The sequence below is a fragment of the Asanoa sp. NPDC050611 genome (genome assembly GCF_040654855.1).
Classification (GTDB): Bacteria; Actinomycetota; Actinomycetes; order Mycobacteriales; family Micromonosporaceae; genus Asanoa.
This window is the reverse complement of the sequence record NZ_JBFAIU010000025.1, coordinates 26,332-39,081: the sequence shown is the minus strand read 5'-3', so window position 1 is coordinate 39,081 and position 12,750 is coordinate 26,332. Positions and strand designations below refer to the sequence as shown.

Annotated in this window: 11 protein-coding genes; 4 read left to right on the top strand and 7 right to left on the bottom strand. The window is 71.2% G+C overall.

Annotated elements, in window-relative coordinates; genetic code table 11:
- The 7 genes from AB0H87_RS06660 to AB0H87_RS06630 all read right to left on the bottom strand — a co-directional run.
- The coding region (locus AB0H87_RS06660; protein WP_360140740.1) for a M81 family metallopeptidase at nucleotides 1-658 on the bottom strand (658 nt) is incomplete at its 3' end.
- Nucleotides 655-1,416 (bottom strand): SDR family oxidoreductase, encoded by a 762-nt coding sequence (locus tag AB0H87_RS06655; RefSeq protein WP_360140738.1) that lies wholly within the window; start codon nucleotides 1,414-1,416, stop codon nucleotides 655-657. The genes AB0H87_RS06655 and AB0H87_RS06660, both read right to left, overlap by 4 nt.
- Nucleotides 1,416-2,624, bottom strand: coding sequence for an enolase C-terminal domain-like protein (locus AB0H87_RS06650; RefSeq protein WP_360140735.1), 1,209 nt, complete (start codon nucleotides 2,622-2,624; stop codon nucleotides 1,416-1,418). The genes AB0H87_RS06655 and AB0H87_RS06650 overlap by 1 nt, the downstream gene beginning before the upstream one ends.
- Entirely contained in the window at nucleotides 2,621-3,895 is a 1,275-nt protein-coding gene (locus tag AB0H87_RS06645) for an aspartate aminotransferase family protein (protein ID WP_360140732.1), read from the bottom strand. Before AB0H87_RS06645 ends, AB0H87_RS06650 begins: the two co-directional genes overlap by 4 nt.
- A 64-nt stretch (nucleotides 3,896-3,959) precedes the next feature.
- The gene (locus tag AB0H87_RS06640) at nucleotides 3,960-4,724 is read right to left on the bottom strand and encodes an SDR family NAD(P)-dependent oxidoreductase (protein ID WP_360140729.1); all 765 of its coding nucleotides are present in this window, start codon (nucleotides 4,722-4,724) and stop codon (nucleotides 3,960-3,962) included.
- Nucleotides 4,724-6,604 (bottom strand): ATP-binding cassette domain-containing protein, encoded by a 1,881-nt coding sequence (locus AB0H87_RS06635; protein WP_360140726.1) that lies wholly within the window; start codon nucleotides 6,602-6,604, stop codon nucleotides 4,724-4,726. Before AB0H87_RS06635 ends, AB0H87_RS06640 begins: the two co-directional genes overlap by 1 nt.
- A gap of 9 nt (nucleotides 6,605-6,613) precedes the next feature.
- Complete coding sequence (locus AB0H87_RS06630; protein WP_360140723.1) at nucleotides 6,614-7,720, bottom strand: sugar ABC transporter substrate-binding protein; 1,107 nt, start codon at nucleotides 7,718-7,720, stop codon at nucleotides 6,614-6,616.
- Between the two features lie 308 nt (nucleotides 7,721-8,028).
- Between AB0H87_RS06630 and AB0H87_RS06625 the strand changes: the two genes are divergently transcribed.
- The 4 genes from AB0H87_RS06625 to AB0H87_RS06610 all read left to right on the top strand — a co-directional run bounded on the left by AB0H87_RS06625 (nucleotide 8,029) and on the right by AB0H87_RS06610 (nucleotide 12,741).
- A complete protein-coding gene (locus tag AB0H87_RS06625; protein ID WP_360140720.1) occupies nucleotides 8,029-8,793 on the top strand; it encodes an IclR family transcriptional regulator in 765 nt (254 codons plus the stop codon).
- A gap of 108 nt (nucleotides 8,794-8,901) precedes the next feature.
- Nucleotides 8,902-10,419 carry an amidohydrolase family protein gene (locus AB0H87_RS06620; RefSeq protein WP_360140717.1) on the top strand — a complete coding sequence of 506 codons (1,518 nt, stop codon included), beginning with the start codon at nucleotides 8,902-8,904 and terminating at the stop codon, nucleotides 10,417-10,419.
- Nucleotides 10,409-11,605 carry an alanine racemase gene (locus AB0H87_RS06615; RefSeq protein WP_360140714.1) on the top strand — a complete coding sequence of 399 codons (1,197 nt, stop codon included), beginning with the start codon at nucleotides 10,409-10,411 and terminating at the stop codon, nucleotides 11,603-11,605. Before AB0H87_RS06620 ends, AB0H87_RS06615 begins: the two co-directional genes overlap by 11 nt.
- Before the next feature lie 11 nt (nucleotides 11,606-11,616).
- On the top strand, nucleotides 11,617-12,741 hold the full coding sequence (locus tag AB0H87_RS06610) for a Gfo/Idh/MocA family oxidoreductase (protein WP_360140711.1): 1,125 nt from the start codon (nucleotides 11,617-11,619) through the stop codon (nucleotides 12,739-12,741).
- Nucleotides 12,742-12,750: the final 9 nt, after the last annotated feature.

Genomic DNA, 12,750 nt, shown 5'->3' with positions numbered 1-12,750 from the left:
GGCGCGGCACCTGGCCGGGCGTCGCCGGCTGCGGCCGGATCGAGGTCGGCCGCGGCACGAGCATGGGCCGCTTCGCGAGCACGGTCCCGATGCGCCGATCGGCGTCCCGCAGCAGGCGCAGGGCGAGTTCCGCGCCGCGCCGGCCGGTGTCGCCCTGGTCGACGTGAGGGTAGGTGTGGAACCCGATCAGGGCGTCCGCGGCGGCCACGACGCGCGCGGTGACGTTGGCGTGCAGGTCGTGCGTGACCACGATCGGCGCGCCGGGCGGCAGCGCGGCGCGGGCCGCCTCGGCGAGGTGCGCGTCGGCGTCGAACTCGCCGGCGGCGGTGAGCGCGCCGTGCAGGCAGAGCACGAGCGCGTCGACGGGGCCGGCGGCGACGAGGTTGTCGACCAGCAACGCGCGCAGCTGCCGGAGCGCGGCCTCCTCGAGCACGCCACCGGACATCGCCCACGCGCGCACGATGGGCACACCCTCGACGCCATCCTGCGCGAGCCGGGCGAGGGCGCCGGCGATCTCGGTGTTGGTGCCCTCGCTGTGCGCGGCCGCCGCCGCGCCGACCCAGAGGCCCTGCGAAATGAAGTCGTCCATGGTGGACGGCTGCGGGGAGAACGTGTTGGTCTCCTGGATGATGCTCGCCACCGCGACCCGCCGCGTCATGGCATCACCCAGCCGCCGTCGACCACCAGCAACTGGCCGGTGACGAATGCGGCGTCGTCGCTGAGCAGGAAGGCGGTCGCCGCGGCCACGTCGTCGGGCTCGCCGCGCCGGCGCAGCGACTGGACGTCCGCCAGTTGCGCTTCGAGGTCGGCCGGGTCGCCGTACACCGCCTCGGCCGGCGTGCGGATCGCGCCGGGGGCGATCGCGTTGACGCGTACGCCGTCGGGACCGACCTCGCGGGCCAGCGACCGGGTCATGCCGATCAGGGCCGCCTTCGACGTGACGTAGGCGAGGTTGCCCGTCCGGCCCAGCAAGGGCGTGACCGACGACATGACCACGACGGCGCCGTGACCGGTCGCGACCAGGTCGTCGTACGCGGCCTGGACGCAGAGGAACGTGCCGGTGACGTTGACGGCCAGCGTTTCCGACCACTGCGCGGCGGTCAGGGTGCGCCATTCGCGCCGCGCGGCCACCGAGGTCGCCGCGTTGCAGACCAGGGACGAGATCGGGCCGAGGCGCGTGCGGACCTCGGCCACACACGCGGCGACCGCGGTGGGGTCCGCGACGTCGGCGGCGACGGTGATCGCGGTGCCGCCGGTCGCCGTGATCTCGTCGGCGACCGCGGCGGCCTGCGGCGCGTCGTCGGGCCGGTGGTGGACGGCGACGGCGGCGCCCTCCGCGGCGAGCCGGGCGGCGAGCCGCGGCCCGATCCCGCCGGTGGCGCCCGTGACCAGGGCGACCCGCCCCGACAGGCGCATCAGAACCTCGGGAACTTCGCGCGGAACGAGGTCTGCGCGGCGTCGGCGAACTCGCTGCCCTCGCCGACCTTGCGGTGGTACGCGGCGTAGAAGCGCAGCTTGTCCTGGTCGATCTCGACCCCGAGACCGGGTCCGGTCGGCACCTGGAGCCGCCCTTCGCGGAACTCGAACGGTGTGGTGATGATGTCGTCGGCCTGCTCGGGCAGGTGCGAGTCGATCGCGTGGCTGACCATCGTCTCCGCGCCGGCCAGGTGGAGCACGGCCGCCGTGGAGATGCCGAGCTCGCGGTCGCTGTGGATGCTCAGGCCCAGGTTGAAGGTCTCGCAGACCTTGGCGAGCTGGAGCACGGCGCTCGGGCCGCCCCAGAAGTGGATGTCGCCGAGGATCACGTCGACCGCGCGGGCCCGCACGGCCAACGGGATCTGCTCGAAGGTGACGCAGCACATGTTGGTCGCCAGCGGCACGGGCGTGCGCTCGCGGACCAGCGACATCCCCTCGATGCCCCACGTCGGGTCCTCGCAGAACTCGAGCCCGAAGTCGTTGATCTCGTTGAGTACCCGGACGCTGGTCTCCACCGACCACACCGCGTTGGGGTCGACGCGCAGGTTGCGGAGCCGGTCGCCGAGCCGTTCGCGCATCAGCCGGACGGAGCGGATCTCCTGTGCGGGTTCCAGCACGCCGTTCTTGAACTTGATGTCGCGGAAGCCGTGCGCCTCGAAGAGCTCTTCGGCGTGGTCGGCCGCGTCTTCGGCCAGCTCGCCGCGGCCGATGTCGGTCGGCGACGCGTACCGGTAGAAGACATACGCCGCGAACTCGACGCGCTCGTTCTCGATGCCGCCCCACAGGTCGCCACAGCGCTTCCCGAGCGCCTTGCCGGTCAGGTCCCAGCACGCCATCTCCAACGCCGCGCCGGCGAGCTTGGCCGCGCCGACGAGCGCGAGTTGCTCGCTGGTCATCCGGAACACGGAGAACCGGCGGGTGATCCGGCCGACCTCCAGCGGGTCGAGTCCGATGTAGAGGCCACGGTGCAGCTCCAGGGCCCGGACCACCTCGTCGCCGCCGCGGGTCTCGCCGACGCCGACCAGGCCCTCGTCGGTGATCAGCTCGACGACGACGCGCGTGGTCGACACCTCGACCCCGAACGACCAGCGCAGGGGCCGCTTCAACGGGACGGTGACCGGGGTGGCGCGGATGTCGACGATTTTCACTGCGATCCCCTCAGAACCTCGTGGACGGCCGAGAGCGTCGCGTCGACGTGGTCACCGTGGCTGGTCGACACGAACCAGGTGCCCCGCGGTAGGACGCGAACGCCGTGGTGGAGCAGGTCGGCGGCGAAGTCGACGCAGGCGGCGCGGTCGGCCCGCTGCGCTTCGCGGTAGTCGCGCGGCCGCACGCTGCCGAAGCGCACCTGGAACACCGCCGGATAGCCGACGATCTGCGCCTCGACACCCGCGTCGGCGAACTCCTTCCGCAGTCCCTCCATCAGCCGCGTGCCGATCGGGCCGATCGTCGCGTACGGCCGTCCGCTGGCGATCTCGGTCAACGTGGCGAGCGTTGCCGCCATCGCCAGCGACTGGGTGTTGTAGGTGCCGCCCTGCACGACCCGCTCGGCGAGGAGTCCCATATAGGACCGCTTGCCCACGACGGCCGCGACCGGGAAGCCGTTGGCGAGCGCCTTCCCGAGCACGGTGAGGTCGGGTGTCACGCCCAGGGCCTCCTGCGCCCCGCCGGGACCGATCCGGAAGCCGGTGATCACCTCGTCGAAGATCAGCAAGGTGCCGGTCGCGTCGCACGCCTCGCGCACCGCTTCGAGATAGCCGGGCAGCGGCAGGATGCCGGCGTTGTTGAACATGACCGGCTCCATGATCACCGCGGCGACGTCTCCGCGTTCCAGGCGTTGCCGGACCCGGTCGGCGTCGTTCCACGGCAGCACCGCGAGGTCGACCGCGGGCTGCTGGCCGAGCGATCCGGGCACCGGGACCGGCTCCTCGGCCGGTCCCGCGTCCTCGAGCGCGGGCGCGACGCTCCACAGCACGTTGTCGAACCAACCGTGGTAGTGGCCCTCGAACTTCACCACCGTCGACCGGCCCGTGGCCGCGCGGGCCACCCGCAGCGCCGCCTGCACCGACTCGCTCCCCGAGCCGGCGAACCGCACCAGCTCCGCCGACGGGATCAGCTCGGTCAGCAGGCGGGCCGCCGCGTACTCGAGGTCGGTCTGGCCGGCGACCAGGATGCTGCGGTCGAGCTGGGCGCGGACGGCTTCGACGATCGGCGCCGGACGGTGGCCCAGGAGCATCGGCCCCATGCCGAGGAAGTAGTCGACCAGGCGGTTGCCGTCGACGTCGGTGAGGATCGCGCCGTCGGCCTCGGCGAAGACGAGCGGGTGTGGGCGGATGCCCGAGCGGAAGGCGCTGTTGACGCCGCCCGCGACGAACGCGGACGCGGCCTCTATCCGTTGGCGGGAGACGTCGAACTTCATCGGGTGGCTCCTAAGCTGAAGCGGGGGACGGGTAGCGGCAGCGGGCCGGGTCACGGGACGCCGCTCACCACACGGTCCAACCGCCGTCGACCACGAGGCTGTGGCCGGTCACGAACGACGACGCCGGCGCGGCGAGGAACAGCACGGCCGAGCGCAGCTCGCGGTCGGTTCCCAGGCGGCGCATCGGGGTGCCGGCCTCGAGCGCGGCGACGACCTCGGGCTGGAGCGCATCGTCGTTGGCCGGGCTCGGGAACATGCCCGGGCACAGCGCGTTGACCGTCACGCCGGTCGGTGCGACCTGCGCCGCGAGGAACTTCGTGAGCCCGATGATGCCGTGCTTGCTCGCGAAGTACGACGCGATGTCGAGGTCGATCCCGGGGTAGCGGGAGGAGTCGCCGCCGACGAGGCCGTAGACCGACGCGACGTTGACGACGCGGCCCCAGCCGCGCTCGATCATCCCCGGGACCAGCCGCTGGAAGAGCCAGAACGGTGACTCGACGTTGAGCGTCATGATGAAGCGCCAGTCCTCGGAGCTGACCTCGGGCCAGGACGCGCGGTGTGCGAGGCCGGCGTTGTTGACCAGAACGTCGATCGCGCCGGCCTCGGCCACCAGGCGGTCCACATCGGACAGGACGGTCACGTCCGCCTGGATCGGGATCACGCGGGGAAGGGCGGCGGCCGTCGCCTCCAGCGGCGCGAGCCGCCGGCCGCAGATGACCACGGTCGCACCGGCGTCGACGAACGCCTCGGTCATCTGCCGGCCCAGACCATCGCCGCCGCCGGTGACCAGCACCCGCTTGCCGGTGAGGTCGAAGTCGTCGAGCCCCATCAGTTTCCCTTCACCACGGCGGCGTCCAGGGCCGCCTCGTCGCCGGCCGGGCCCGACGGGCCGTGGACGTCCTCCAGGCCGGCCATCAGGTGCAGCAGCCGGGTGTGTGTCACGTTCGTGATCTCGTCGTCGTAGACGACCTCGCCCAGCCGCAGCACCACGACCCGGTCGGCGATCGCGAAGACGGTGCGGATGTCGTGGCTGATCAGGATCACGCCGGCACCGTTGTCGGCCGCCTGCCGGGCGATCCGCAGCACGTTGCGGGTCTGCGTGACGCCCAGCGCCGCGGTCGGCTCGTCGAGGATGACGAGCTTCACGCCTTCCTTCATGGCGCGGGCGATCGACACCGACTGCCGCTGCCCACCGGAGAGCCGACCGACCGACCGGTTCATGTCGGTCAGCGTGATGCCCAGCGACGCGAGACGGGCCTGGGTGCGGGCGATGGCGGCCGCGTCGTCGCGTACGGGGATGACGCCGAACATCCGGCGGCGCGGCTCGTCACCGAGGATCAGGTTGTGCGCCACCCCGAGGTTGGGACAGACCGCGAGGTCCTGGTGGACGGTCTCGATCCCGGCGCGGCGCGCGTCGATCGGCCCGCCGAACTCGACCGGCTCGCCGTCCAGCGCGATGGTGCCGGCGTCGGGCCGGTGCACCCCGGAGATGAGCTTGATGAGCGTCGACTTGCCGGCGCCGTTGTCGCCGACGATGCACACCACCTGCCCGGCGCGGACGTCGAACGTGCCGTTGCGCAGTGCGAACACCGACCCGAAACGGCGTGCCAACCCGTTGGCTCTCAGGACCACTTCGCCGGGGGTACGCCGGGCCTCGTCGCCGAGCCCGTATTCGTCCGCGGCGGTGCCCGACACCGGTGGTGATGCCGCCACCGGCGTCGGGTCGGCGGCCTCCGCCGGTGCGTCCCTGCGCACCGACCGGGCCCGCCGGTGTTCCGCGATCTGGTCGGCGCCGAGCGCCAGCAGCAGAACGAGGCCCTTGCTGATCTGCTGCCACCAGTCCTCGAGCCCCGCGAAGATCAGACCGGAGCTGAGGATGCCGATGGTCGCCACCCCGACGAACACCCCGGCGGGATGGCCGCTGCCGCCGGCGAAGCCGACTCCGCCGAGAATGACGGCGGTGAGCACGTCGAGCTCGAACGAGGTGCCGATCTGCGGCGTGCCGCTGCCGAGGCGCGCGGTGGTCAGCAGGGCCACCACGCCCATCAGCAGCCCGTTGAGCACGTAGAGCTTGACGACCAGCCAGTCCACGTCGACGCCGGTCAGCCGGGCCGCCTGCTGGTTGCCCCCGATCGCGAACAACCGCAACCCCGTCGCGGAGCGCAGCAGCCAGAAGCCGCCGATCAGGAACAGCACCGCGGCGATGATGACCGGCAGCGGCACGGTGTTGATCCGCGCGCGGCCCAGGAAGATGAACGCGTCCGAGAAGCCGAACACGGACTTGCCGCTGCTGACCAGATAGGCCAGCCCTTTGAAGACCGCCATCGTGCCCAGCGTCACGATGAGCGGCGAGATCTTCATGTACTTGACGAGGATGCCGTTGACCAACCCGAGGATCGTGCCGGTGAGCAGCCCGACGAACACCGCGAGCCACACGTTGCCCGAGTCCTTGGCGAACTGTGCCGTGACCACCGAGATCAGCGCGTACTGGCCGCCGATCGAGAGGTCGACGTTGCCCGAGACGACCAGGAACATCGCGCCGATCGCCGCGATCGCGATGGCCGAGACGTTCATGAGGATCGTCAGGCCGTTGGAGACGGTGAAGAAGTTGTCGTACGACAGTCCGAAGTAGGCGACGAGGACGACGCAGAGTAGTGCGAGACCGGTGCGGCGGCTGGGCTCCCCGGGAACCAGGTAACGGCGTGTCAACGGAACCCCTCAGGCGGCGTAGTTGATGAACTGCTCGCGGTCCTGGTAGCGGATCGAGCCGAGCATCGTGAAGTAGGTGGCCGAGTTCTTCCAGGTCTCCTCGACGGCCTTCATGTCGGCCTGGTACTTGTCGATCGTCTCGGCCGAGTTGAGCTCGATCGCGTTGAACTGCATGACCTGCGGGATCGGCTTGCCTTCGAGCCAGTCGGCCGCGAACTGGCCCCACGCGTAGCCCATGAGCGGGTAGGCGAACGCGAAGCTGGCCTTGTAGGCGCCGCCTTTGCGGATCTCCGCGAGCGCCTGCTCGTCGCCGTCGATGCCGGACAGGTACATGTCGGGCCGCACCTTGCCCGCGGCCTGCAGCGCGGAGAGTGCGCCGAGGCAGTAGGTGTCGCCGCCGATGATCACGTTGACGTCCGGGTGCTGTTGCAGGATGGTGTTCATCGCCTTGAAGCCGCCGTCCTGCGTGATGGCGGACGGCTGGATGTCGCTGACGATCTTCGCGCCGGCGCCGGCGGTCTTGATGCCGTCGAGCGCGCCCTGGTGCCGCGCCTTGAGCACCTCGATCGTGTCGGTGTTGAAGTAGACGACGTTCGCGTTGCCGCCCATCTTCTCGGTGATGTATTTCGCGGCGGCGAGCCCCTGCGCGTTGCCGACCTTGTACTGGTCGGCGACCACCTGCGAGGTGCTGGGCGGGGTGACCAGCGAAAGGACCGCCGCACCGGCTTCGATGGCCCGCTTCATCAGCGGTGCCTGCGCGTTGGCGTCCAGCGGCTGGATGCACAGCGCGCCGATGCCGCGCTGGAGGAACGTCTCGATCTGCTCGACGTTCTTGGCCGAGTCGTCGTTGGCGATCGCGGTCACGAACTCGAGACCGCGGGACTTGGCAGCCGACTCGATCGAACGCGTGATCTGCAGGAAGAACTCCGCGTCGGAGGTGTTGGCCCACGCGATGCGCTTCGGGATGCTCGTGGGCACCTCGCCGGCGGCGCCGCCGAACTGGAACGGTGCCAGCTCCTTCTTCTCGGTCAGGCCGTTGCCGATCACCTTCGGGCTCGCGCCGCCGGAGCCGGAACCGGAGCCGGTGCCGCTGTCGACCGAACATGCGCTCAACACCGGGGCAAAGGCAGCTCCCGCTCCGGCGAGCGCGCTGAGGCGCAACAGGTCGCGCCGGTTGATGTTCTTCCCCCGACCCCTTGCTGTGTCTTCAGACATTAGGTCTCCTAGTGGGCCGGGTCCGCAATGCGGACTCCGATTTTGCTATGCGGACCACGGTAGGAACGCGACATGGTTGCTGTCAATCAGTCGAAGACCCGGACCTGCGGATGTCGCCGGGGCCGATCCGCAGGCTTCCCCACCCGGCCCTTCCGTGTACGCTTGCCGAAATCTAATTCCGGTATGTGGACCAAGGGAAGAGCCAACCAGTGGCCAACGAACGACGGACCGACGAGGTCGGCGTCCTTGTCAAGGCGCTCGACATCCTCGACGCGATGGCGACCGACGCCCCCTGCACCGTGGCGCACCTCTGCCAACAGACCGGCGTCACGAAGCCGGCCGCCTACCGGATCCTGAAGACGCTCGACCAGCGCGGCTACGTCGTGCGCGACGAGGCCCGCCGCGAATACTCGCTCGGCCCGGCCCTTTACGGCCTCAGCCGTGCGGCCCGCAACTCGACCGACCTGGTCCGACTCGCCCGGCCGTCCATGCACGCCCTCCACGAGGAGTTCGGCGAGACGGTTAACCTCGGAGTGGTCAGCCACGGCCAGGTCGTCTACCTCGACGCCATCGAGAGTGACCAGCGCCTGCGCACCACGGTGACGATCGCACTGCGCGACAACGTGCACTCGACGGCGCTGGGCAAGGCGATCCTCGGCGCGCTCCCCGAGAAGGAGGCGAGCGAGCTGCTGGCCGAAGTGGACTGGTCCAGGACCAACACGCCCCGGACCATCACCTCGAAGGAGAAGCTGCTCGCCGACATCGCCCGCCGCGACACCGGCTACGCGGTCGACGACGAGGAGAACGAGCTCGGCTCCAGATGCGTGGCAGCGCCGATCCTCGACGGCACCGACCGGCCGATCGCGGCGATCAGCGTCTCCGCGCCGGCCTACCGGATGACCGAGGAGAAGGTCGTGGTGGTCGGGCAGCGGTTGGTGGACGTGTGTGCACAGCTCGGGAGCGTGCTCAGCTGACGCTGGCTCCCGCCATCCCTGGGGAGGGACGATCGATTGGCGCTCGACCTGGTTCTTTCCGGCGCGACCATCCATGATGGATCCGGCTCGCCGCCGCGACGGGCCGACGTGGGCATTCGTGCCGGCCGGATCGTCCACGTCGGGGCCGACCCCGGTGCCGCTCGCGAGGCGGTCGAGCTCGACGGGCTCGTGCTCACCCCCGGCTTCGTCGACATCCACACCCACTCCGACGTCAGCCTGATCCACGACCCGGCCGGGGAGAGCAAGGCGCTGCAGGGCGTGACCACCGAGGTCGTCGGCAACTGCGGCTACTCGGCGTTCCCCGTCCACCCCGACCGCCGCGAGGCGCTCGTCGACCACGTCGCCCGCCTCGGCGACGCGCCGGCCGCGATCGACTGGTCCGACCTCGACGGCTACGCCGCGGCGATCGACGCCGCGCGGCCATCGGTCAACGTCGCGGCGCTGGTCGGCCACAGCGCGCTGCGCATCGCCGCCATGGCCGAGCCCTACGGCCCGCTGCGCGACGGCGACCTCGACCGGATGCGGTCGCTGCTCGACGCGGCGCTGAGCGCCGGCGCGTACGGGATGTCCACCGGCCTGACCCACACCCCCTCGGCGCTGGGCGACGCCGACGAGGTCGCCGCACTCGTCGAAGTCTGCACACGGCACGGCGCGTTGTACGCGACCCACGCGCGGGCCGCGGCCGGGCGGGAGATCGACGCGATCGACGAGGCGCTCGACGCCGTGCGGCGTACCCGGGGACGGTTGCAGTTCTCGCATCTGGCGTTGAACGACCCGGCCTGGTGGGGCCGGGCCGACGCCGCGCTCGCACGCTTCGACGCCGCCCGCGACGAGGGACTCGACGTCGCCTTCGACGTCTATCCCTACGATGCCTCCTCGTCGGCGATGGTGCAGTACCTGCCGGAGTGGGTACAGGAGGGCGGCAGTGCCGGGCTGCGCGCGCGGGCCGGCGACCCCGACTGGCGGCGACGCGCTCTCGCCGACGTCCGCCGAGGCTTCTTCGGCGGGATCCCGTGGCACTGGGACCGGATCGTCATCACCGCGGCCGGCCCACGCGCCGACCTGTGTGGACTGTCGCTGGCCGACGTCGCGGCCCGGCGCGAGCAGCCGGCGGAGGAGGTCCTGCTCGACCTCTGCGTCGAGCTCGGCAGCCTCGCCCAGGTCGTCCTCCACTACCGCACCGAGGCCGACATGACGGCGTTCCTCGCCCACCCGCTCGCGCTGGTGGGCTCCGACGGCAACGCGCTGCCGCTCGACCCGGCCGCCACCGACAAGCCGCATCCGCGGGCCTTCGGCACGTTCCCGCGCGTGCTCGGCCGCTACGTCCGCGACCGTGGAGTCCTCGGACTCGCCGATGCCGTCCGCAAGATGTCGACCGGCCCCGCACGCCGCCTCGGTCTCGCCGGCCGGGGCGAGATCCGGCCAGGCTGCGTCGCCGACCTGACCGCGTTCGACCCCGCGACGATCGCGGACCACGCGACGTTCGAGACGCCGCGGCAGAGGCCGGTCGGAGTCGCGCTCACCGTCGTAGCCGGGCAGATCGTCGTCCGTGACGGGGTGCTCGGCCCCGCCCGACCAGGAAGGGTGCTCCGCCGTGCGCGCTGACTTCTCCCACAAGGGGTTGCCCGACGACCCGTCCGCGCCGGGCGACGTCTTCGACGGCACGGTCGCACTGCCGAGGGCCGTCCTGCTGCGCGAAGCGCTCGACCACAACATCGCGACGATGGCCCGCTACTGCGCCGAGAACGGTGTGCTGCTCGCACCGCACGGCAAGACGACCATGTCGCCGCAACTCATCCGGCGGCAGCTCGACGCCGGCGCGTGGGCGGTGACCGTGGCGACCGCCTGGCAGGCACGCACGCTCGCCGGCTTCGGATTTCGCCGGCTGCTGCTGGCCAACGAGGTCGTCGACGCGGGCTCGCTGACCACTGTGGACAATTTGCTCGCGATTCACCCTGACCTCGAACTGTACTGCTACGCCGACTCGCCCGCCGCGCTGGCCGCGCTGGAGAACGGCATCGCCGCCGACCGGTTGCCGCGGCTGCGGGTGCTCGTCGAGCTGGGTATGCCGGGTGGCCGCACCGGCCTGCGCGACGACGACGCGGCGCTCGCCCTGGCTCGCGCCGTCGCGAAGGGACCCGCGACGTTCGCCGGCATCGCCGCGTTCGAAGGCATCGTCGCCGGGGACGGCGCGGTCGAGCAGGTCGACCACCTCCTGCGGCGGATGGTCACGATCGCCCGCGCGGTCGCCGACGAACGGCTGACGGGGCCGGACCCGATCGTCACGGTCGGCGGCAGCGCCTACTTCGACCGGGTCGTGGCGCTGGTGCCGGCGGCGGTGGGGCCGCTCGGCTACCGCACCGTGCTACGCAGCGGTTGCTACGTCACGCACGATGCCGGCACGTACGCGGAGCTTTCGCCCTTCGGCGACCAGCCTCGCGGCGGATACCGCCTTCGCGAGGCACTGCTCGTCTGGGCGGTGGTGCTCTCGACGCCGGAACCGGGGACGGCGCTGGCCGGACTGGGTCGCCGGGACGCGTCGGCCGACGCCGGCCTGCCGGTGCCCCGGTGGCGACGCCGCGGCACCGTCGTCGAACCGTTCGCGGCGACCGTGTTCGCGGTCAACGACCAACACGCCTACCTGCGGCTCCCGCCGGGATCCACGGTCGAGGTCGGTGACCTCGTCGCGTTCGGCATCTCCCACCCCTGCACCACGTTCGACAAATGGACAGGCATCCCGATCGTCGAGCCCGACGGCACCTTCACCGAGATCGCCTACACGTACTTCTGAGAGGAACCGGCATGGCACCTCACCGGCTCGCCGTCATCGGCTGCGGCGACATGGAAGACGCTCACCGGGAGGTCTTCGCGGAGCTCGGCGACCGGGTGGAGGTCGTCGGCACCGCTGACGTGGTTCCCGAGCGTGCGCGGCGCGCCGCCGCCCTGCTGGGCGCCGCGAGGGCCGTCACCGACTACCGCATGCTGCTCGACGACGTCGACGCCTGCCTGGTCGTCACGCCGCACGACCTCCACCACGAGATCGGCGTCACCTGCCTGCGCGCCGGCAAGCACGTGCTCATGGAGAAGCCGATGGCGGTGACCGAGGAGCAGTGCCTCGACCTCATCCACACCGCGACCGAGACCGGGGCGACCCTGATGACCGCGTACCCGATGCGTTTCCATCCGCTCGTCGCCCGCGTCCGCGAGCTGATCGCCGCGCGCGCGTACGGCGAGGTCTTTCAGGTCTCGATCTTTACCGAGCAGCACACCGAGCACCCCGAGGGACACTGGATCCGGTCGGCCGCGCGGCTCGGCGGCGGCCAGTTCTTCAGCCACGGCTGCCACTACGTCGACCTGCTCCTGTGGATGCTCGGCCGACCGGTGCGCGGCACCCACATGGGCACCCGCGCCGGCACGCCGTGGATGGAGATGGAAGGCACGAGCAACGCGACGATCGAGTTCGAGAGCGGCGCGCTCGGCTACCACTTCGGCACGTGGGGCGCCCGCGCGACCCGGCACGGGTACGGGATCCACGTGCACTGCTCCGGCGGAATGCTGGAGGCCGACCTTACGCGCGGGATTCTCTACGCGCACAAAGGGTGGCCGGGCGAAGCACCACGCGGCGGTCTCTCGGGCCGGCTCTCGCCCGACCCCTCCGACGCCGAGGTGCTGATGACCGTGTCGGCCGACTCGAAGCACCTCGGAGCCGAACTCGTCCACTTCGTCGACTGCCTCGACAACGGGACCCCGCCACTGACCGACGGTCCAGGCAGCCTCCAGGGCCTGCGGGTGATCTGGCGGCTCTACCAGGCCGAGCAGGAAGGCGTGGTCGCCGACCTGCGCGGCCTCGGCCTCGACCAGGAATGGGACCGCCCTGGAGTCGCGCAGCTGCCGGCTCAGGCCGGATTGGAGCCTGCCTCGAGCTGATCCCGTCGC